At 43.4% G+C, this 21,789-nt stretch carries 14 protein-coding genes and 2 tRNA genes; 4 read left to right on the forward strand and 12 right to left on the reverse strand.

Annotated features, from left to right (window positions below; genetic code table 11):
• Positions 1-41: 41 nt before the first annotated feature.
• Positions 42-1,535, reverse strand: coding sequence for a calcineurin-like phosphoesterase family protein (locus B0E43_RS10675; protein ID WP_077349473.1), 1,494 nt, complete (start codon positions 1,533-1,535; stop codon positions 42-44).
• 333 nt (positions 1,536-1,868) lie between these two features.
• On the opposite strand from B0E43_RS10675, the gene B0E43_RS10680 reads away from it, so the two are divergent.
• Entirely contained in the window at positions 1,869-3,485 is a 1,617-nt protein-coding gene (locus B0E43_RS10680; protein ID WP_139352738.1) for a hypothetical protein, read from the forward strand.
• Positions 3,486-3,570: 85 nt separating this feature from the next.
• On the opposite strand, the gene B0E43_RS10685 is transcribed toward B0E43_RS10680, so the two are convergent.
• The 4 genes from B0E43_RS10685 to B0E43_RS10700 form a co-directional block, all read right to left on the reverse strand.
• Positions 3,571-4,746, reverse strand: coding sequence for a serine hydrolase (locus B0E43_RS10685; protein WP_139352739.1), 1,176 nt, complete (start codon positions 4,744-4,746; stop codon positions 3,571-3,573).
• Entirely contained in the window at positions 4,743-5,354 is a 612-nt protein-coding gene (locus B0E43_RS10690; protein WP_077349477.1) for a hypothetical protein, read from the reverse strand. The genes B0E43_RS10685 and B0E43_RS10690 overlap by 4 nt, the downstream gene beginning before the upstream one ends.
• A 108-nt stretch (positions 5,355-5,462) precedes the next feature.
• On the reverse strand, positions 5,463-6,290 hold the full coding sequence (locus B0E43_RS10695; RefSeq protein ID WP_077349479.1) for a LytTR family DNA-binding domain-containing protein: 828 nt from the start codon (positions 6,288-6,290) through the stop codon (positions 5,463-5,465).
• 6 nt (positions 6,291-6,296) lie between these two features.
• Positions 6,297-7,268 carry a tryptophan 2,3-dioxygenase family protein gene (locus tag B0E43_RS10700; protein ID WP_077349481.1) on the reverse strand — a complete coding sequence of 324 codons (972 nt, stop codon included), beginning with the start codon at positions 7,266-7,268 and terminating at the stop codon, positions 6,297-6,299.
• Between the two features lie 116 nt (positions 7,269-7,384).
• Here B0E43_RS10700 and B0E43_RS10705 point away from each other — a divergent pair, with 116 nt between their 5' ends.
• Positions 7,385-8,590: an acyl-CoA dehydrogenase family protein gene (locus tag B0E43_RS10705; protein WP_077349483.1), complete on the forward strand. Its 1,206-nt coding sequence runs from the start codon at positions 7,385-7,387 to the stop codon at positions 8,588-8,590.
• 246 nt (positions 8,591-8,836) lie between these two features.
• On the forward strand, positions 8,837-9,244 hold the full coding sequence (locus B0E43_RS10710; RefSeq protein ID WP_077349485.1) for a hypothetical protein: 408 nt from the start codon (positions 8,837-8,839) through the stop codon (positions 9,242-9,244).
• A 113-nt stretch (positions 9,245-9,357) separates the two neighbouring features.
• Here B0E43_RS10710 and B0E43_RS10715 read toward each other — a convergent pair whose 3' ends face one another.
• The 3 genes from B0E43_RS10715 to B0E43_RS10725 form a co-directional block, all read right to left on the reverse strand.
• On the reverse strand, positions 9,358-10,227 hold the full coding sequence (locus B0E43_RS10715) for a hypothetical protein (RefSeq protein ID WP_077349487.1): 870 nt from the start codon (positions 10,225-10,227) through the stop codon (positions 9,358-9,360).
• 5 nt (positions 10,228-10,232) lie between these two features.
• Positions 10,233-14,489, reverse strand: a complete 4,257-nt coding sequence (locus B0E43_RS10720; RefSeq protein ID WP_077349489.1) for a T9SS type A sorting domain-containing protein — start codon at positions 14,487-14,489, stop codon at positions 10,233-10,235.
• Between the two features lie 128 nt (positions 14,490-14,617).
• Positions 14,618-15,715, reverse strand: a complete 1,098-nt coding sequence (locus B0E43_RS10725; protein WP_077349491.1) for a DUF1573 domain-containing protein — start codon at positions 15,713-15,715, stop codon at positions 14,618-14,620.
• A 70-nt stretch (positions 15,716-15,785) separates the two neighbouring features.
• On the opposite strand from B0E43_RS10725, the gene trpS reads away from it, so the two are divergent.
• Complete coding sequence (gene trpS, locus B0E43_RS10730) at positions 15,786-16,760, forward strand: tryptophan--tRNA ligase (protein ID WP_077349493.1); 975 nt, start codon at positions 15,786-15,788, stop codon at positions 16,758-16,760.
• 220 nt (positions 16,761-16,980) lie between these two features.
• Here the strand turns inward: trpS and B0E43_RS10735 are convergent, their stop codons facing one another.
• The 4 genes from B0E43_RS10735 to B0E43_RS10750 form a co-directional block, all read right to left on the reverse strand.
• On the reverse strand, positions 16,981-17,835 hold the full coding sequence (locus B0E43_RS10735) for a PIG-L deacetylase family protein (RefSeq protein WP_077349495.1): 855 nt from the start codon (positions 17,833-17,835) through the stop codon (positions 16,981-16,983).
• Positions 17,832-21,338: a HEAT repeat domain-containing protein gene (locus B0E43_RS10740; protein ID WP_254423408.1), complete on the reverse strand. Its 3,507-nt coding sequence runs from the start codon at positions 21,336-21,338 to the stop codon at positions 17,832-17,834. Before B0E43_RS10740 ends, B0E43_RS10735 begins: the two co-directional genes overlap by 4 nt.
• Before the next feature lie 84 nt (positions 21,339-21,422).
• Positions 21,423-21,494, reverse strand: a tRNA-Glu gene (locus B0E43_RS10745).
• Positions 21,495-21,556: 62 nt separating this feature from the next.
• Positions 21,557-21,628, reverse strand: a tRNA-Glu gene (locus tag B0E43_RS10750).
• Positions 21,629-21,789: the final 161 nt, after the last annotated feature.

Here is a 21,789-nt window from a genome sequence, read left to right on the forward strand (position 1 = left end):
CGGAAATTATGAAAATTTATTCCACCTTAGGCCTTTTAATCCTACACTCTCTTCGAATACACATTCCCGAATCGATCCTTCGCTTCGACCACCAAATTGTCTTTTGACTCGGGTTTAAAGAAGAACATGTGATCATTCAGCTGAGGCTCGACCCAAGTGCGACGGGCAGGCAGACTTGGCCCGGTATGCAGCTCCACACTCCAGGGATCGACGGCTAGTTTCTTTTCGGCAGCGCCTTTTTTCACCCCATTTTCAAACCAGCTGATCTCCCAAGCAGGATCGTAATTCCAGCAATTAAGTGACATCTCATCGGGGAAATCTTTGTGGTAACCTTGTTGATACACGCGGAATTGTTCATTGATATCCAGTCCGGTTCCTTTGTATTTCCAGCGGAGTTCTGAGCCTTTAGCCTCATAAACTGCATAGCCGCTGGGGGTGCCGTCGTGACAGATTGGCCCGGACCACCAAGCCCCGCAGACCGTGCCATGGCAATGTTCGTACACATGACCCTTAATCATGTTGTCATTGAAATGGGTATGTCCGGAGAGAATATGTGCCTGATACCCTTCCAGCATCCGATACAAATGCTCCCGGTTGGTGACCGTACCTCCCAGGGAGTCATTTTGGGGATAGCGTTTTAATGCCCCGGTTTCCGTCGGGATGTGAAGGGAAACAACAACGGTTTTTCCTTTTTCAACAGTCTTGAGGTCCTGTTCCAGCCAAACGAGTTGCTCTTCCGGCAAGTGGCCGATATATCGGTTGGTTAAGCCCAGGTAAAATACGTCATCCAGGACCACGTAGTGAATCTCCCCACGGTTCCAGGAATAATAGGTCGGCCCATAATGTCCTTTGAAAGTTCCCGCAGACCAAGCGTCGGAGCGCACTCCAAAATCCATGTCATGATTGCCAATCACCTGGAAGAATGGAACATTGTACATCTGCACTGACTGATTGTATTCTTTAAACAATTCGAGTTTGTCAAAGACCAAATCCCCGCAGCCGATTCCGAAAAGATTGGGGTCATTGAGGGAAGCAATCGTTTTTACCACATCTGGGGCAGCGACGGTAAGCAGCTGATTGGCCTCGTATTCATCCTGAATCTGAGTGTCTGACAACAGCAGAAAATGATGGTTTGAATCAGAATTTGAGGCCTTTTTGAGTTCAAAGCTCAGGGATTGCTCTGCTTTGGTTTTATCAATGGCCTGGAAAAAGGAGGCTGAACCGTTGGCCTGTTTTTGGATATCGAATCCTGAGGGAAGGGAGACAAAAACGAATTCCCGGTCCGTTCCGGAAATGAGGTCAAACTCCCCTGCCGCGTTGGTTTGGACTACCAGCCGCCCGTCTGAAACGGCTACTCCTGACAGGCCTTTTCCGGCCGAACTTACTTTTCCCCTGATGCGAATCGGGCTGAAAAGCGATGGTAAACTAGAAACTGGAAATTTTCGTTGGATCTCTGCCAAAACAGAATCCCCCATTCCCAGCCATGCGACGGAAGTGAGGCCCAGGCTTTTGATAAAATCTCTTCTCTTGAACATAGGTTGGTTATTGAAAATTGGTGGTTGGTTATTGGTTATTGAAAATTGGTCATTGATTCTTGATTATTGATAATTGCTCATTGATCATTGGTCATTGGTCATTGGATTTGTCAAAGTTGAAAAGTGATCCGGAATCACAAAGTCAATTCATCAAAATTCTCTATTTCTTAATCCCGGAAATGTCCGGAAATTGATTTAAGGCTTTTGATATTAAGCAGATTAATTTAGAAATTATAGCTGATTACGAACTGAAGTTCAGACGATAGCGTCAAACCTGGCAAATTTTTCATCAGGTGCTTTTAATTAAATCAGTCACACATTTTTACAAAACCCATGAAACGAAAATTCTCAGATCTACACTGCCACAATCACATGCGGGCGCATTTCCACATGCAGGAAAAAGAAAAAAAATTCAAGAGAAAGGAGGAATTCAGTCCCTGGACTGTCATCGCCTCCAACTCCAGAAACGAGGAGAAAGGTAAAATGGGCGCCAGTTACAGCCAGATAGACCTGGTCAAATGCTGGAACTCCAACCTCCGGCTAACCTTCAATTCACTTTACCCACTTGAGCGGGAATTTGTAGTGGGAATGGACCCCAGCGTCAAGGAGGACAAATGGTACAATTTTGTAGCCCGAGGAGTTTTGGGCCATTCCGGACTGAAAAGAGACTTGCTGCAAACGGTTTACATGAAAATCCCCGACAAAGTGGTCGACTATTTCCAATCTCCACATTATGATTATTGGGAGTCTCTGAATCGGGAAAAAGACTTTGTCATCCAAGACTCGGGAAAAAGGATCAAGAAAAATGAAATCCATGTTCCGATGGCTCTGTTGGGAGATAAAAAAGCCTCCGAAAAACGGGCCAAGGAAGATCCCGACAGCTATGTGGCCAAAAATGCCTGCTACCGGATCCCTAAAACCAACTTGGAACTGCTCCAATCTCTGGCAGACGACAGCGAAATCACGATGATTATCACTATCGAAGGAGCGCATTCCATTGGAACTGCCCACCCAAAAACCGTCCAGGATATCTCCGATCGGATCAAATTCATCAAGGAAATGTGGGAGGTGCCAGTTTTCTTTATCACGTTTGCACACCACTTTGACAATCACCTCTGCGGCCATGCGCATTCGATTCCCGGAATGGGAAAGATTTTGATGAAGCAAAAACCACACATGAATGCTGGCTTTCAAAGAAATGGGAATCGGATCATAAGGGAAACCCTGGGATTGAACTCCAATTTGGATCGGGATCCTTCGCTTGGCTACCGGATTCTCATCGATGTGAAGCACATGGCAGCAAAGTCGCGCCAGGAATACTATAAAATCATTAACACTTGCCTTGAAAAGCGCGATCGGATTCCCGTGATTGCTTCCCATTGCGGATACTCTGGGGTAAATACTTTACAGGATCATATTGATTGCGAAAACAAAGAAGATGATGATTTCTGTGATCAATCCGGGAAATTCAATGCCTGGAACATCAACATGTGCGACGAGGATATCGAGATGATTGTCAAAACAAGGGGAATGTTTGGTATTTCTTTCGACCAGCGGATTTTAGGCTTGACCAAAGAGGACATCAAAAAAGACGAAACCCGAAATCCCAAGCGAAACGGAATTCAGCTAATCTGGGAAAACATAGAAGGAATCATCAAAAGCGCCTACTCCAATTCCAATCTCAACGAATTGGAAAAACCTCAAGTCTGGAAATGCATCACCATTGGCACTGATTTCGAAGGCCTGATCGATCCTGTCAATCCTTATCCCACTGCTTTGAAATACGATCAAATGGCAAATAACCTGGTCTTTGCAATCGATGAGGCCAGGCAAAAGCCCGGAGCCAGCCATTTGGCGCATTTCAAGTCCCGAGAAGATGTATCAAAATGGGTGGATGACTTTTGCTATTACAATGCGGAAGCCTTTGTTAAGGAAAATTATCCAGTTTGAAAAAGAATCAAGATTGAAGAGCCAAGAATCAAGACCGACGATCTTGAATCTTGGCTCTTTTTAATTTAGCACCGTTAAAAAACTTTCAGTCAATCGCAAAAATCTCCAAGTACAGCTCATTCAGGATTTTTTCAGCTTCGGTATGTATCGGGCTTCCAGTAACGGTTGCCAGATTGATGGCCAGAAAGATGTAGGTTTTTTGTTCTGGAAAGTAGTAAAGCTGGCTTCCTGCACCCAATCCTCCCCCACTGTGACCGATCGCTTCTTTGCCTCCCAGAGTCGTCAGATCCAATCCTAAACCGTATTGGGGAAGACCTTTGGAATCATTTACCCAGGTTTTCATCTCAGCTAATGATTCCGGAGAGATCAGTTTCCCCGAAATCAAGCCTTCCAAAAAACGAATTCCATCTGCCGGAGTTGTGATGATCCCATCGTCACCCACCATCTTTTTCACATTTTGCTTTTGCAGGTAGCTGGAGTTTTCAATGATCCCATTGCTGTGACGGTCCCAATAGCCGTCCACCAAAGCGGATTTTTCGAGATAGTCTGGACTTTCTCTGTAAAAGGTATTTTTCATATCGAGCTTATCGAAAATGTTTTCCCTGATAAAAGCAGCATGATCTCCTGTCAGGTGGTCCATCATCAAGGCCAGCAATACAAAGCCGGAATTACGGTAAGAATAACGTGAGCCAGGTTCGAAATCCAAATCTTTACCTTCTATCAATTCCATGTAATCCCTGGGCTCAAAAGGATAATCCGGGTTTTGCAAAAGCACGGTGATGTATTCGGGGAGGTAATTGTATTCCGGAATTCCGGAAGTGTGGTTGAGAAGCATCCGGACAGTCATCACATTAGATTTGGAAATCCAGGAAGACAGATCAGCTGGCAAATAGTCTGAAACAGGCTTATCCAGATCGATTTTACCCTGATCCTTCAGTTGCAAAATACTTACAGCCAGATAGGTTTTGGAGATACTTTGAAGGTATTGCAGATTACACACGGTCATAGGTGTCCTATTCTCCAGACTTGACAATCCCGCAGAACCGGACCAGTATTCCTCCGACGTTTTTACTCCGGCTGCAATACCCGGAATTCCCACTTTTACCAGTTGATCCATTTTCCCCTGAACTTTTTCAAAACGCTGGGTTGCGGCCTCAGAATTAGAGGAAGTACAGGTTTGGTCTGTTCCTTGAGCAAATGCTTGGTCAGTAAAAATCAACCCAAAATACATTAAGATTACATTCTTGCTGATCGTTTTCATTTCACCAAGGAGTTAAAGTGGGTTCGGGTTCCAAACTGAAAAATGGTTTCAGGCACTATCGGGATATCCTGATTGTATCCTTTAAGAAAAACCGCCTGATAGTTTATGAAAGGACTGGTGTACACGTCGTCAGAATAATTATGGACCCCGAGCCCAATTCCGATTGGAATTGCAAGCATGCCTTTTCCTTTTTTACCAGCAGAATTCCATTCTCCGTCTTTTTGGATCCAGGAATCACTCGGCCTGAAAGCAACTTTGTAGCCGATTCCGGCTTTGAGTTCTCCAAAAACCGGATTACCCAAATAGGGTCTCCAAGCCGTTTGGGTCATCAGGTAGATGCCGTTTCCCATGGCTTTATTCCGGATCCAAAAAAGGGAAAACTCCTGAATCCAGTCGTGGTCTCCGTTGTGACTGACTTCGGTGCCTATCCCGATTCCCATGTTTTTGAAATTGCTTCCCAGATTTTTAAAAGGGAGGGAAAAGGATTGGAATTGTAGTGTAATAGTCACAGGAAAATTCCTATAGTCCTTTGGGCTAGTATCCTGTGCCATTCCTGTTTTGAAGGCAAACAGGGAAACCAGGAAAATGAGAAAAATCTGTTTTTTCATAGCTTTCGTAGCTGTTGGTTTGTGAGACAATTTTACCCACAAAAGCCAGCGGGGATTTAAAAAATCGGGTTTGATTCCCTGAACCGTACCAAAATTGACCGTGAAATGTCAGCGATTTGGCATAAACCAAGTCCGAAATGAAGGTGCCTTGGCCCGACTGATGCCCAATTCAAGGTCAAAATTGAATTTTGAATCCACCTGGGCCTCCAATTTTCCATGGTCTAATTTCTTGAATCCGAGCAGAATTTGGCGGTGGATAATAGTCTGACGATTCAGTCTGAAAAATCCGCTTTCGGGAAGGTTCTTTTCCCAATAATCCAAACTTTCATCAAGGAAGTATTTTTTGCCAGTGAGGGTAAAAAGCAACACATACTCCTCGTCTATCTTTAAAGCAGCGACTTCTGATCCTGAAATAAGCAATTCCTGATTTCCGGTTTTCACAGGAATTCCCTTGAATTCAGGCTCTAACCTGGACTTTTGTGCCTGAATCTCCTGCAAGGTGTGATAATAAAAAAGTCCGGTATAAATGCCATTGATCACCAAAAACCAAATCCCGATGATAAACACATCCATAGTGTAGAACTCAGGAATTGCGGGCCGGCCTTTGGCAATCCAACTCACCAGTTCTGTGGTCAAAATGATAAAAGCTAAACCTGCAAAAGTGGTGATGGCTACTTGGATCAGAATTCTCTTAGTCGGATTAGGTCCAAATGGAAGTACGCGGTCCAGCCAGAAAATAATCCTCCTGACGATAAGCCAAGCCAAATACCCCTGCGTGGTATCGATCGCAAAAGTGAGTGCCAAAAACCCATTCCATTGAATATTGGAATAGGTCAGGTAATAGTTGAATGCGCTGATCACAGGGATCAGCAAGAGGAAAATCAGGACATCCGGCCTGTACTTTTTGGAAATGGAAAAGTCAGAAGTCAGTCCCATGAAGATTTAACCCTTTTGGATTTCTTCTCCAAAAATTTCTTTTACAACCCAACCTTTGCCCCATTCTTCCATTTCTTTCTCGGTCCAGAGTTCGGGGAAAAAGATCACTTTTTGGAAGCGTGGAGGAAGGTATTTTTGCCAGTTGGTACCACCGGTAGCAGCGATATCGTGCGGGTCTTTTTGCAGATAGCGTACGGCAGACTTGTAATGTGCCAAAGGCCAGAAGACATTGGCTTTCAGATCAAAACTCCTCATCAGGTCTTTCAAGGCTTCAGATCCGTTTTCCAGATCCATGTATTTTTGCCAAAGGTTTTTGCGGCGATAGGATTCGATGAGTTCGATGAGTTTTTTTCCGTATTTCTCCTCAAAATTTTTGAGTGTCAAGGTCTTCTCACCGGTTGCCAATTCAATTGCGCCATGCTGCCAATACAGGTTTTCAAACAAGTCATCCCCTGGACTGTGGTAGTCAAATTCCGCTCTTTTGCTCAGGTAAATCAGATGGAAAGCATCAGTTGCCATCAATTCGATTTCACGAAACTGTGCACTTTGAAAACCAGAAGAAGGCAAAAGTGACATCCGAAACTTGAGAAATTGGTCCTTTTCCATGCCTTTCCACATCATGGCAAATGAACTGATCAAGTGGTCAAAGTACATCAGAATCCGCTCCAATCTAGCTTTGAAAAAAGTCTCCGAAAGCGGATTTTCATCTGCAATCTGCTCCATTTCGGATATGATCAGCTTAAAGTACAACTCAGTGATCTGATGGTAAATAATGAAAATCTTCTCGTCCTTGAAGCTGGTTTTGGGTTGCTGCAGAGATAGCAGAACATCAAGATTGATGTAATCCCAATAAGTGAGGTAATCTGCATAAAGCAAGCCCTCCAGATAGGAAAGTAAATCCTGTCCCGAAGACCTGAATTTCTCTTCCAACTGATGGATTTTCTCTAGGATCTTGGGATCAAACTGGGATTCGTGCATGGGGATTATTTAGTCAAAAAGGTAGTTTTTTCAGTGCCTTTCTCCTTAATTTCGGATCAGCTTTGCTTAGCTACGCGGCAAAAATGACTGATTCCCAAAAATAAACCAAATATAACATGGAGGCTGTTGAAATCCAGAAATCCCTAAAGCAGGATCTTTTTGAAGGGGTTGATTTTCTTGATCTGGACGATTTGCTCACGGAAGAGCAGAAACTGATACGATCATCTATCCGGGATTTTGTCAAAAAAGAAATCTCTCCTTACATCGAAGATTGGGCCCAAAAGGCACATTTCCCTTACGAAATCGTCAAAAAATTCGGAGATGTCGGCGCATTTGGCCCACAGCTTCCGGTTGAATATGGCTGCGGAGGACTGGATTACATCTCTTACGGCTTGATCATGCAGGAAATCGAGCGGGGTGATTCCGGCATGAGATCTACCGCATCTGTGCAGGGTTCACTCGTGATGTATCCGATTTATAAATTCGGTACCGAAGCCCAAAGGCAAAAATACCTTCCCAAATTGGCTTCAGGCGAATACTTGGGCTGCTTTGGTCTGACAGAACCGGATCACGGTTCAAACCCTAGTGGGATGGTTACCAACTTCAAGGATATGGGCGACCACTACCTGCTCAACGGCGCCAAAATGTGGATTTCAAACTCTCCAAAAGCAGACATAGCAGTAGTTTGGGCCAAAAATGAAGAAGGCAGAATCCACGGATTGATCGTGGAGCGAGGCATGGAAGGTTTTTCTACCCCTGAAACTCACGGTAAATGGTCTCTTCGGGCTTCCTGCACCGGTGAGTTGGTTTTTGACAATGTGAAAGTGCCAAAAGAAAACCTTCTTCCGGGAAAGTCCGGTCTTGGAGCACCGATGATGTGCTTGGATTCAGCGAGGTTTGGAATTGCTTGGGGAGCAATCGGTGCCGCAATGGACTGCTATGAGTCTGCCAGAAGATATGCTGCTGAACGGATCCAGTTTGGGAAACCGATCGCTGGATTCCAGCTTACACAAAAGAAGTTGGCGGAAATGCTTACCGAAATCACCAAGGCGCAGCTTTTGGCCTGGAAAGTCGGGAAGATGATGAAAGAGGGAAAAGCCAAAACTGTACATATCTCTATGGCCAAGCGAAACAATGTGGAAATGGCACTGAACATCGCCCGGGAAGCCCGACAGATCCACGGCGGCATGGGCATCACCGGAGAATATCCGATCATGCGACACATGATGAATCTGGAATCAGTAGTGACTTATGAAGGAACCCAGGATATCCACTTGCTGATTCTGGGACAGGAAATTACCGGTTTGCAGGCTTTTAAGTGATTGAATTGAAAAATTGGAACTGAATAGTAGTAAGGTGAAAAGGTGGTAAGGTTGTAAAGTTGTGACATCTTTCCGCCTTCGTGAGTGTCTCCACTCGCGAAAATTCAAATCCACATTCTGAACACAAAAAGAGTTTGCTATTTGAACAGCAGATCATAACTTAATCTCCTGGAAAAATATCAAATCCAAGAAGTGTTCGGCTAGGGTAAGTTCACTGTTTCGATCCGAAAACCTAATTGTTATATTATGAAGATGCATAGAAATAATTTAAACACTTTTCTTAAATCTAAGGGCTACAACTTAGAACAAAGTGAGGTTTCGAAATATTTTGGAGACTTTTTTCAACTATTTTCTTCTCCAACTATAAAAATACGATTAAGTAGTTCGAAATCTTCCGAGATGCTCGATGTTAGCAGTGTTGGAGAGCCTAATAATTGGTTTGATGTGGCTTTGGTGAAAGCTTTGATAGAACGGGAAAGTGAGCTAAACAAGACAGCAGAGATATTTTCGCTGATCACGTTTTTAGTCCAAAAACTAGAGACAGTGGAAGCTTTGTTTGATTCCAATAGTTACAATAGCACAAAAAAGAAGTTGGAGGAGCTCGAACATAAACGTGTCTTCCAGATGTTCCCGAACTTAAAACAAGAATATTAGAATCTCCATTTGTGCGTAGTTTGACGCAGGCTTTCCAATTTAACGTACTTTGTCGGTTGGTTACATAAAAACTTATAAAAACATAGATGTCTCCGAAGTTTTTCGGACCTTTTTTATTTCATTTTACCGGGATTCTCAAGTATCTCCTTGAGATTTTGTGGACTGTTTTTTTGATTGCCGGTGAGTAGGTAGACTATCATCCCTGCATCTGAAGGATCAAACTCCTCTCCTTTTTGTGCAGCTACCAATCTGCTGTACAACCATGTCCATGAATCTTTTTCGAAAAGCTTCGGATTGAGGTTAGTCGGGTTTTTCAACCAGTCATACTTGCTCAAGTCAGTCTTCAAACCTTCGTAATCTTCCCCTCCATTTTGATCTGAAATATGATCCAATTGAAGTCCCATTGGTTCAAATTCTTCTTTGATCTCTGCCCAAGTCCAGCCCTCATGCTTTTCCCATTCGTAGGGTTTGTCGGCATGCTCATCGTTCCAGACCGAGTGGGAAATCAGCCTGACATGTTTGAGTTTGGTCGAGTCTGCCTCATTAATGGCATCGCCAACGACATCCATCGGTCCTGCGGCGATGATAGTCAGTGGATCTTTGGCCGAGCTTTTATTGATTTGAAGTGTAATTTCGATCACCGCATAATTCGGAGCAGTCGATGCCTCGATGAATTTGGTCTTTTTGAAACCGAAATTTTTGGCCCCGATAAAGGCGCTTTCCCGCATTTGTCCATCTGCACCCGGCTTTTCCTTGTTTGAACCCCAGGTATGGTCGCTGAAAGAATAGATAACTAAATCATCCTGCAGTTCTTTGGCTGCCAAAAGTGCAAGACTCATTGGAGTGGCTGCCCAGTCATCCTCATCGTGTTCATTCCCGTCAGAGCTGATCACAATCCTTCCCTTGGAAAAAGGGATGGTTTGGGAGAAAGCAGAATTCAGTGTAAAAATGAAAAAGGCAATACTAATGGAATAAAATTTCATGAAGTTCAGTTTACAACTACTAATTTACCAAAGTAGGTTTTTTGGTTTTCTCCGACAATCCAGATAAGGTACGTGCCTTTTGCCAATCTGTTTAGGCTAATTTCAATCTCAAAGTCACTCAAAACGGTAAACTGGACAGCAGAGCTAACTTCCTTGCCTTCGGAGGAATAAACTGAAATCTCCGGTTTAGAGGCCAGGACCCCATCCGGCAATTCCAAAATGGCATGATCAGAAGCTGGATTGGGATAGATTTTAAGATCAATTGCCTTATTTACAGGCTTTCCTCCTATGCCTGAAATCGTCAGGGTCACTGGCTTCAATCTGGATTTACAACCTGCATCATTGGCCAACTCGACCGAATATTCTCCCATCAATTGGGCAGTGAAAGTTCGGGAAGTAGCTCCAGCGATCGGCTCACCATTTCTAAACCATTGGTAGGTAAAATTGCCCTCTGGAGCCCTAAGAATATCACCATCGACTGTTATTTCACCGGTAGGAGTTGGATTGACTTTAACCTCAAATTCGGCTGTTTCTGATAAACAGGCACCTGGGTAGCGAATTACAGCATGGTATTTTCCTGATTCCTTAACTTCCAAGGTTTTGCCTGTTTGTCCCTGGATTTCGGTACCGTTTCTTCTCCATCGAACCACTTCAAACGCTTTGGAAGAACTGAGTTCAAGGATGGATTTTTCTCCGGAACAAATTTCTTTTTTGCCGGAGACAATAACTTTTTCAGGTTCTGACCTTACTACCGAAACTACGGCAACTGTCTCAGTGACATTCCCGGAATTGTCTTCAGCACGTATTGCTATTTGAAACTCTTTACCAAGGTCTTCGCAGGTAAACCGATTTTTGTTGATTGTCAGGGATTTTAAGCCGCAATTGTCACCAAACTCAGCAAGGACTGATTCAGGACTGATTTCCACGACTCCTTTGGTGACATCCAGTTCCAAGTTGATATTTTTTGGAACCAAAACTGGCTTCGTTTGATCTTTCACGATCACCTTTATTTTCCTCACCCATGTTTCGCCACTTGCTTTTTTGATCGTGATGATCACCTCGTTTTCCCCAAGATTCTCGCAGGAGAAACTTGATTTATTCAAAGTGATAGTCAGCGTCGGATCAGGCTGTGGCCAGTTGACAAATACCTGCTGGGGACTGAGTTCGGCTTTGCCTTCAGGACTCAACACCAACTCGACTTTCTCTTTTATCTGTCCAAATGGCACCTCAGAAAAAGTGATTTCAGTCTTTTTAGACTCAACTGTGCATCCACCACCAGTCGGTAATAACAATGCCCAATAGGTTCCGGGCTCATCTGTAAGGAGAGCCCTGCCTTTTTGCCCAATGAGTAATTGCCCATTTCGGTACCAGCCTTCCACAAAATATTCGAATTCCTCCCCAAGTCGAATCTCTGCCTCCTGCCCTACCAAGAACTGCGTTCCTAATTCAGGGGAAATTGAGATTTTTTTAGACTCAAAAGGGGAAACAAAGATTGTCACCAATTTAGAAGTGCTATTTCCGGAAAAGTCTGTCGCTTCCAATATGATATCAACAGGAAGATCATAATCTCCGCAGGTAATGGTCGTTTTGTTGAGTTGCAGACTCTTAATCCCACAATTATCTGAAAGTGAAGAGACAAAATCTTCAGGTTTGAGCTCCAAAACTCCCGTCACTTTGTCGAATTGAAGAGAAGGAGTTTTGGTAATGAGTATTGGTTTTTGGCCATCAACCACGTTAACATTGATCCAAAACTCAGTAGAGTTACTATGATTGTGATTTTCCTTTTCAAAAATGATTGCAACCTTGACCTTTTGAGTACCTAGGTCGGTACAATCAAATTCTGTTTGACTCAAAATAACTTCATCATCAATCCCTTCACTTTCACCAAAAATATTTTCTTGGGTTAAGGCGGCTTTACCCGATTCGTTCAAAACAAGAGTTACATCATTTTTGTATTCCGAAGGGATTGTCGGTATCTCGAAAAGTAAAGATCGAGCTTCAACAGGACATCCTGTAGCCAAGAGAAGTGACGCATAATAAGTTCCTGAACTGTTTACTGTAATTTCTTTTCCAGTCTGCCCAGGAATAACGTCCCCATTTTTTCTCCATGACAAAACTTGATATTCCAGTTCGTTTCCGAGTCTCAGGGTCGAGGTTCCATTATCGTTCAATGGATCCAAGGAGGTGATTGACACTTTCTTTGATTCAATTACATTGCCGATAATGACCTTAACACTTCGTGTAAAGGAGTTTCCCGAAGGGTCTTTCAATGTAAGTTCAACAGGAAACTCCCAAGTCGGTGCCTCTGGATTCTGATAAATTTCAGCACAAGTTACCTCGTATCGGCTTTGCTCGATATTCCAGTAAGGGTTACAATTATCAAAAAAATCAGTTGGTGAAAAATCCGGCAAATTGACTGAAACTTTTCCAGCCACTGGGTCAAACAACAGGGTTGCATTTGCAGCATCAAAGAATGGCGGAATGGTATCAAATACCCAAACTCCTGTTTGGTCAATTCGTTCTTCTCCAGTTCTGGTATTTTTTGAAGTGATGGTAATCGGAGTGGAACCAATATTGGAGCAAGAAAACTCAAATCCTCCGGAAGAAACATAGGTAAATGGTTCCGCAGGTTGATTTACCAAGAAGTCATTGGGTGCAAGAAATGCCTTCCCCTCACTGTTTAAATAAAGTGCAACTGAATCTTTCACATCCGGAAAAACAGCCGGCGAATTTTCTCCTCTTTCAAATACAAGCAAAAAAGTTCCAAATGTTAGATCGGTATGCACCGGCTGAAACGGCATATTCCCTTTAGGCTTCAGAGACTTTGTCCAATTCATTGGAAAACTGATTGAAGACCCGTTAAATATGCCCGAAACTTTCTGATTTGGATCAAAAGGATTTTGGACATCACGGATCTCAAAATCAAAGTTTTTGAATTCCTCAAAGTCAGAAAAGTTCAGCTCAACCCGTTCTGCATCGGTAAAACTCAAAATACTGACGTGAAACCGGGACGGATCATACTTGTTCTGAGTAATCAAAACTTCCTTTGAATTAGCAGGAGCGGTGGAATAGGTACTTACCTTGTCGAAAGGAAAATATTCGCTTTTCCACTCCTGAAAATTTAAGCCTTGAAAAGGCTTTGCTGTATTAGCAAGATTGCTGTAGACATTTGAATCCCAAAATGAATTTGGGAATGAGGAGGAATTGCCCAGAAAAGCAAAAAAGCTCCCATGGGAATTCAAAAGCCTGTTTCTTTGAAAACTTAAGCCTTCCAAAGGTTGGAATTCTACCTGATTTCGTCCTCCGAAAACAATGTTATCATTAAATGAAATGTCATGATTAGGCGTATAGGTGCGGCCAATAGTTACATTACTGACTTCATTTGTGCTCAATCTTCCACCTTGCAAGTCGGTGTAAAAAAGATTTGAGATAACCTCCATTTCAGAACTCACATTGTTTTGAGATCCTATGCTCAAATTATGAGGTGGTCTGAATACTAAAGGGTCGAAAGTCGCAATTACTCCTGTATTGAAGGAAACATTTCTTTTTGCAACTACTCCACTATTTTCCGGATTAGTGGTATAGATATTTATTCCTTGGGAAGCATTTTGGAAAACAAAATTGTTTTCAATCACCTTGGGCTGGGCAGGTTGATCGTGCTGAATGTACATTCCATGGCCGGTTCCCCGAGACACATCCTGCGATCCATTGTTGAAAATGACAGAACCGTAAACCTCCAGGTTCCGCCCCGATCTCCAAAGCTCCAAGCCACCTCCTACCACATCATAAATCCAGCAATTGATAATCTTATTATTGTCACCAAAAACGCTGATTCCGGATTCATAGGGAATGGGTGCAAAACCATTTGAGGCATCTGATTTTTTGATCAGTGAGGAAGATGTAACATGGATCCCTACGAACCAAGTATAACTACCATTTATAATCAGCCCAGTTCCGGAAGTTCTCTGCTTACCCACATCAATGATCGCTTTCCCTTCGTTTTGAGCAAGAATTACGATGGGTTTTTCGGAAGTTCCACTAATGGTACTGGTGAAATTCCCTTCAAATATTCCATCGGTTAAAACCAGCGTATCCCCCGGAACCAAGGGAGATGAATTTCCCAATGCAAAAGCCAAAGTCCATGCTTGGTCAGGTGAAATGCCTGTGTTACCTGCTGATCCAGTAGGCGCAGCAAACTTTTTTGAAGCTTGAACTGGTACAGCCAAGCTCAAAACAAAAAGAACAACCAGGTATCTAAGCATTTTTACTAAACTAAAAACTCTTCGAGTTTAAAAAAATCTTTTGAAGAAAATGTCTCTGCAAAGCTCACTTTTTCATAAACTTAAGACCAACAAAGTAGAACAAACCAAAAACCTTTTTATTTGAAAGGTTACTCAATCCTACTTTTCAATACTATCAATTGAACCGGATTGACAGGATCGTTACTGAAGATATAAATATTTCGTTGATCTATTCCTTTTCTGCCAACAGGATCAAAGATTAGAGAAAGCTCCATACTTTCTCCCGGCTCAAGTTTATCCTTTGGCGCTTCAATTTTAAGACATTCGCAATTGCCCTGAATTTTTCGAATTTCCAAGGTCTGACGGCCTTGATTGGTCAGTGTCACAGTTCTTCTGATGACAGTTTTCGAGCTGATTTCCCTTAAGTCAATTTCCTTTTGGGCAATAAACAGCTGAGGAACCTCATTCAGGTCACTTTTTTGAATTGGAGGGAAATACTCGAAAAGATCAGCAATGATTTCCAAGTTTATTTCCAGTCCTTCCACATTTTCCCATCTTACGGGAATCACATCCTCAAAAAATCCCAGATCATTTCTCAACTTTCCATCATATCGAATCATCAACAATCCTCTTTCCTGAGGCCTTACAAACTGCTGAACTTGGGAAATCTGAAGGTATGGAGGTGTTTCTGACCTTAAAGCTCCCTTGTCCAATAGATCATCTCCCTGATTGAAAAACTCCACATACTTGATCTTTGGCTCATTGTCAAAAACATCTCCCATATTGACTTTTCTCAAACGAAATCCCAATGGCCCCTGCACGACCGGATAGGCCCGACGTATGTCTGAGGGATATGGGACGGATATCCCTTCTAGGAAAAGAGAATCTGAAATCCCGCTCAGGTTCCCTTTGACTACGATCAGCTTGGAAAAAAAACCGGCAGCTGAGGTCGGATCAAATGACACTTTGATTTTCCCCGACTCCCCAACCTGAAGGGTATCCTTGGTGTATTCGACTGTCGTACATCCACATTCCAACCAAACATCCTGAATAAAGAAAAGGGAATCCTGTGTATGGGTGAACTCAAATTCTGCCTCCTGAAGACCCTGCTCTTCAAGCACTGTCCCAATGTCAATCCGGTTTACTTTCCAAATCAATTTGGGCACATTATTGACCTGTGCAAGAGACAGTAAGGGTGAAATGAAAGAAAATAAGGCGGCGAATAGGCCAAAAGCAAAACGGTTCATAGTTGCAATTAACGCATAATTTCACCTCAATTATAGGTTGATTTACTTAATTTGCCCCAAAATTAAGCAAATGGCAAGAGTACTCACCGGCATCCAAAGCTCCGGCCGCCCGCATTTGGGCAACATATTAGGAGCAATTGTACCAGCTATCAACCTGATCAATCAAAACCAGGAAGAGTCTTTCATTTTTATTGCAGATTTCCATTCCCTCACTTCTACCAAAGATGGAGAACTTCGCAAACAAAACACCTTGGCAGTGGCTGCTGCATGGCTGGCTTTCGGGCTTGACATCGAAAAGACGACCTTTTATCGCCAATCCCATATTCCTGAAGTGACCGAGCTCAGCTGGTACCTCAATTGCTTCACGCCATTTCCGATGCTTGCCAATGCGCACAGTTTTAAAGATAAAGCTTCCAGGCTGGCAGATGTCAATGCAGGACTTTTCACTTATCCTGTATTGATGGCCTCAGACATTTTGCTGTATTCAGCCAATCTTGTTCCTGTCGGAAAAGACCAGCTTCAGCACCTGGAAATGACCCGCGACATTGCCACAACATTCAACCGGATTATGGAAGAAGAAATCCTCGTGGTGCCGGAAGCCAGAATAAGTGAAGAAGTGATGATCATTCCCGGCACTGACGGCCAAAAGATGAGCAAATCCTACAATAATTACATTGACATTTTTCTTCCTGAAAAAGAACTCAAGAAAAATGTCAACTCAATTATCACCGACAGCACTCCCCTGGAAGAACCCAAAGATCCTGATACCTGCAATGTGTTCAAGCTTTACCGACTTTTGGCTAGCCCAGAACAAACTGAGAAAATGCGGGCAAACTATCAGGGTGGAAACTATGGGTATGGCCATGCCAAAAAGGAATTCATGGAACTGATCCTAAGCAAATACAGCAAGGAACGGGAAACCTTCAATTTCTTTATGAACAATCCTGAGGAAATCGAAAAGCGACTGGCATCAGGCGAAGAAAAAGCCAAAGTGGTCGCAATGGATGTGCTAAACCGGGTTCGGACCAAACTTGGTTTCAGGTAAGCTCGTCCACTGACGACAGTCCACTGTCAACAGCTTCATCAAAGGATCTTCAATACTCGAAGAAACTTTACTTTATTCAAAAGCACAATAAAAAAGCGGCCAGTTTGGAATCCAAACTGGCCGCTTTTCTATGCCTAACTTGATTGCTCATCAATCTCAAACACACTGATTTTTATTACCGAAGGGCTGTCGACTGTTGACCATCGACCGTGGACTTCTTTTACTTCACCTCCCTAAAATATTCCCGGTCAAAAATCCTTGAATAAATCCAAGTTGGTACCTTGTCGTGAAAAGGCATCAAATCCTTAAGTACTGCCTGCTGTGTCGCGTGAGCTTCCATCACATCTAGGGTTCTAGGAAAAAACTCCCGTGTTTGAACCGAAAAATCCGGTTTTGGCAAACCCTGTGAAGGATCTTCTGGATAGTTTTTCTGAAAACCAGAGGAAAGTTTCAAGGCCAGTTTTACCTGTTTTTTGCACAAAGTCACCTGGTACATTTCACCAGGCCCAAAGCCTTCTTTCCCTTTATTTTCAAGAAAAACCTCCTCTACAGCTTGTCCGGTAAGTCGGTGGTCAGGGTGACCATACAATCCGACTCTGGAATCATAGGAAATCAAAACATCCGGATTGATTTCATTGATCAATTCTGCAACAATTTTTTTCAGCGAATCCAGACCGACTTTTTCCAGCCCACTGTCGGGATAATTTTTCATATGCAATTGGTCGGCACCAATCAACTCAGCTGCCTTTTGCATCTCATCGCTTCTGAGTTGGGCAAGTCGGACTTCATCCTCGATTCCTGAAGATTTCCCCTTTTCACCCCGGGTCAAACAGACCATCTGAATTTCATGTCCATCTTCCTTGAGTTTCATCAGGGTTCCAGCTACAGTCACCTCATCATCTGGGTGGGGAAAAACAACCAAAACCCGATGCTTTGGCTGATTTTCCACCAGTTGTTCCTGTTGGGGAATATCATGGTCATGCAGCTTATTTCTGCCAAACAGGATCAAAATCCAGGGAGAAAGCAACAAAATGAACCCAATAATCCCAAGAGAAACAACTAACAGTTTTTTCATTCTGTCCGCCTTAAAGTACTCAAGTAGCTCACCAAATCCCTGATTTCTCTCTTGCTTAGGAGGTCCCCCATGTTTGGCATACTGGATGCAGCCATCTGAGAGGATTTAATGTCCTTTTTGGAAATTACCTTATCCTCTGTCCCCACTTTTACCGTTAATGATCCACTGTCCTCAGCCATCTGGGTACCGATAATTTTCTCGCCGGAATTAAGCTCTACAGTCACAAATCCAAAGCCTGGAGACAATCGCTTGCTGGGATCAACCAAGGCAATAAGCAATTCTTCACGGGACAGGGTATTCCCGATTTGATCCAATGCAGGGCCTGCATTTCCACCCATATCATCGTAGGCATGGCATCGGATACACTGGGCAGTTTGGTTTTCGAAGAAAGTCCTTCTGCCTTGGCGCACATTGCCTTCAGCCAATGCACCTGCAAACTTTTTCCAAGGCTCATCACCAGCTTTTGCATCCAAAAGTCCGGTAAACTGTGCCTGAAGTTCAGGAGATTTTGTTGCCACGATAGCCTCTTCCAACTCAATCCAGGTAGCATCCGGCAATTTTCCGGCTTCAAAATCAGCCAAAATATTTTTCCAGACAGGCAGGTCTTTACTTCCTTCTAAGGCTCCCAAAGTCAGAAGTGCTGTTTGCTTCTCCGGATTGGTTCGCTTCTGAATAATATCAGTCAAAAGGGTCACTTTCTGGTCATTTGGGATGGAAGTCTGGGCAATGAGTCCCAAACCGGAAACCCTCACAGCTTGCGAATTGCTGTTCATTGCCACAGTGATTGCCTCTCCAAGGTTTGGTGCATTCATGGCTACAAGGGAATTCAGAGCCTGTACTTTTACCAAATCAGATGGATCTGATTTCAACTTTGCCATAAGGATTTCAGCGGCATCGGCCATACCAAGTTTGCCTATGGCCTTGGCTGATTCTACTCGTATTGACTCTTCTTTAGAACTTACTTGTGCAACCAAAACCGGTTTTACCTGGTCTTTGATCAAGTTTGCATCTCGCACTACCTCTCCTCTGAATCTTCCGTCTACTCGGTCCAATAGTGATGGCTTTGCCCAGGTACCTATGGAAGCGATGGCTTCTTGACGCAAAACTTCAGGAGTTTCGGATTTTGCCAAGTAAGCAATCAAATTATTGAGGTTTTCGTCTTTACCGACCCGCTGATTTGCACTGATGACTCTCCGGATCAAAGCCTCATTTTGGAATGGAGTTGTATTCAAAATCGCTCCCAAGGCAGGAAGTGCGGCAGGTACAGAAAAGTCATCATGGATAGCTCTTGCAGCTTCAGTCACAATAAATTCATCTGAATCTGCAAGGAATTTGGCAAGTTCAGGGGATTCCAATCTTCTCAATGCAATCACAGCACCCATTCTCACTGCCTTAGAGGAATGAGTGGACAAAGCCGCAATCGGTTCCACCTTTCCGATTCTGGACAATGCCAAAGAAGCGGCATGTCTCAGATAGGCATCCTCATCATTGTTAGCTTCCAAAAGTGCGATCAAAGGTTGAACAGCATCTGCGTTTTTGGTACGACCCAGTGCCTCCGCACTAAAAAATCTTACTCTTGCATTTTCATCTTTAAGGCCTGTAATCAGGTCATTTCCGGCTTTGGAATATTTAATATCACCCAGCCACTTGGCGGCCTGGGCTTTGATTTCCGGATCAGAATCTTTCAAAAGGGGTACAATCGCATCGGCATACTTCATGTCCTCCAATCTAGCCAATTGGCTCAATCCCACGATTCCGTGAATTCTCGCCAATTGATTGCTTTTATCCAGGATGACAGTTTGGAACACTTCTGCCCCATCTTCTCCTCTTTTTGCCAGTTCAAATTGAGCTTTTCTTCTGACCCTTTGGTCTTCAAAATAAAGCTTGGACTTCAGTTCGTCTTCTGATAGTTTTTTATAATCTGATTTGATTTCAGCCTCGGTTTGCTTTTGTAAAGCCCAGCCTGAAGCTGTCTCATCCGTCAGTTTCCAGATTCGACCGTAGTTCTTGTCGTCCCATCCATTGACAAAATCAGCCATGAAAAGCGTACCATCAGGTGCAAAATCGATCCCGGTCGGCAAAAAGCCACCCACGATTTTTTCGGTTTTGGTCATCTCGAAAGAAGCACCTTTTGGCTGAAGCTGAAAGGCATGAAGGCCTGAACTTGCTGCGCTTCCGACAAATTCAACTACAAAAAAGTGGTCTTTCCATCGCTCGCCCAAACCTGTTCCGGGATTGAAAACCATTCCGGTAGGACCGCTTACGTAGTTTTGGATACAAGGTGTGATAAAAGCCGCCTGACCTTCCCAGCGCGGCAAATACAACTTCTCGTCCATCCAGACTTTGTAAGTATTGTTGTCCGGATCTCGGTATTTTCCAAACTGCCAGTTGATTCTCCAGCCGGAATCTGAGCCGTTGGTCAGATAAACCAGACGTTCTTTTTCACCTGCATGATCTCCGTCATTATCTTCTGAAATCAGGTTGTTGTAATTGTCAAAGACAAACTCATGGGTGTTTCTCACTCCCATTGCAAAAATCTCAAAATCACTTCCGTCAGGGTTTGAACGGGCGATTACACCACGGTTGGGATACTTCCATTCCGTGCCATCAGCACTTTTTCCATTGAATCCGATATCTCCGATTCCCCAGTAAATCCGGCCATCAGGTCCCATTTCCACACCTGACATGCCATGTCCGCCAAAACCGATGTGAACTCCATATCCATGGGAAAGAGAGGTCTTTTCATCCATAATCCCATCTTCATTGGTGTCAACCAGTCTCCAAAGATCCGGGCCTGCAGCTACAAAAAGTGCCTCATCAGTCTCCAAAAGGCCTCCCGCTACGTCAGTGACTTCATCATTGAAATCCTGTACCTGAATCTGAGACCAATCAGCCAAACCATCACCGTCTGTATCTTTTAGCTTAAATACCTCATTTTTTTCAATGGTCATATCCCTCCAATCATGGGAGCCATCACCATTCATGTCTTTTAACCAGGTATTTTCAGATGATCTTTCTGGGGAAAGTTCCGAATGAAGAAATGCACGCTTTTCCTCGATTGATTGGATTGCAATGGATCGGATTTCCCAAGACTGATGACCTCGGATGTCAAATTCAGAGTTATTTCTTCGGGGAGATCTTGAGTAGAGTACTTCTCCCTTATCATTGACCTGAAGACCAATCGGGTCCCTCACCAGAGAATCTACCGCCCAAACTTCAAGCTTTAAGCCTTCCTTGAGTTGAGGGCTGATTGACTTTTGAGCGACCTCTAGCTGGACAGCAATTTCTTCTTTGGTTAATGTTGTGATCCGAAGATCAACTGGCTCATCTTTTTTACAGGATGAGAATAAGAATAGGTTGGCAAGAATCAATGAACTTACCAGAATAGGTTTGTTTTGGGATTTGAGCATATACTTGACTAAATGGAGGACCAAAGTAAAAAAAATGAAAACAATCTGCTCGCCGTTGATAAAAATGGTCCGAAAAACAAAAATCCCGATCAAGGATCGGGATTTTGTTCACTTTAACCACTAACAACCATAAAACAAAAATAATTAAGACACTCGGTGATTGAGCCTTGGGTCTTGTAGTCGGTACGGGAATCGAACCCGTGTTTTATCCGTGAAAGGGATACGTCCTAACCCCTAGACGAACCGACCATTTGGGGAAAAGAAAAATTTTCAATACACTGATTTAAGTTGTTCAAAATCAGCATCATAAGTAGTCGGTACGGGAATCGAACCCGTGTTTTATCCGTGAAAGGGATACGTCCTAACCCCTAGACGAACCGACCGTAAAACCCCTGAAAAACGTGCTTTTTCAAATGGTTGTGCAAATATAGCTGGTCAGATTTACAAAGCCAAAAACGTCACAAAAATTTCTTTGGAAAATGAGTTAAAAACCTGAACCAAAGGAGCAAAGTTTTGCTTAAAAATAGTCCCGGGCTTTTATCTA

Source organism: Algoriphagus sp. A40, assembly GCF_002002735.1.
Taxonomy (GTDB): Bacteria; Bacteroidota; Bacteroidia; order Cytophagales; family Cyclobacteriaceae; genus Algoriphagus.

What these genes read in the sequence shown, in the direction of transcription:
- B0E43_RS10675 (WP_077349473.1), bottom strand. Translation starts at nt 1,535, where the DNA reads ATGTTCAAGAGAAGAGATTTTATCAAAAGCCTGGGCCTCACTTCCGTC.
- B0E43_RS10735 (WP_077349495.1), bottom strand. Translation starts at nt 17,835, where the DNA reads ATGAAAAAACTGTTAGTTGTTTCTCTTGGGATTATTGGGTTCATTTTG.
- B0E43_RS10700 (WP_077349481.1), bottom strand. Translation starts at nt 7,268, where the DNA reads ATGCACGAATCCCAGTTTGATCCCAAGATCCTAGAGAAAATCCATCAG.
- trpS (WP_077349493.1), top strand. Translation starts at nt 15,786, where the DNA reads ATGGCAAGAGTACTCACCGGCATCCAAAGCTCCGGCCGCCCGCATTTG.
- B0E43_RS10725 (WP_077349491.1), bottom strand. Translation starts at nt 15,715, where the DNA reads ATGAACCGTTTTGCTTTTGGCCTATTCGCCGCCTTATTTTCTTTCATT.
- B0E43_RS10710 (WP_077349485.1), top strand. Translation starts at nt 8,837, where the DNA reads ATGAAGATGCATAGAAATAATTTAAACACTTTTCTTAAATCTAAGGGC.
- B0E43_RS10685 (WP_139352739.1), bottom strand. Translation starts at nt 4,746, where the DNA reads ATGAAAACGATCAGCAAGAATGTAATCTTAATGTATTTTGGGTTGATT.
- B0E43_RS10680 (WP_139352738.1), top strand. Translation starts at nt 1,869, where the DNA reads ATGAAACGAAAATTCTCAGATCTACACTGCCACAATCACATGCGGGCG.
- B0E43_RS10705 (WP_077349483.1), top strand. Translation starts at nt 7,385, where the DNA reads ATGGAGGCTGTTGAAATCCAGAAATCCCTAAAGCAGGATCTTTTTGAA.
- B0E43_RS10690 (WP_077349477.1), bottom strand. Translation starts at nt 5,354, where the DNA reads ATGAAAAAACAGATTTTTCTCATTTTCCTGGTTTCCCTGTTTGCCTTC.
- B0E43_RS10715 (WP_077349487.1), bottom strand. Translation starts at nt 10,227, where the DNA reads ATGAAATTTTATTCCATTAGTATTGCCTTTTTCATTTTTACACTGAAT.
- B0E43_RS10720 (WP_077349489.1), bottom strand. Translation starts at nt 14,489, where the DNA reads ATGCTTAGATACCTGGTTGTTCTTTTTGTTTTGAGCTTGGCTGTACCA.
- B0E43_RS10695 (WP_077349479.1), bottom strand. Translation starts at nt 6,290, where the DNA reads ATGGGACTGACTTCTGACTTTTCCATTTCCAAAAAGTACAGGCCGGAT.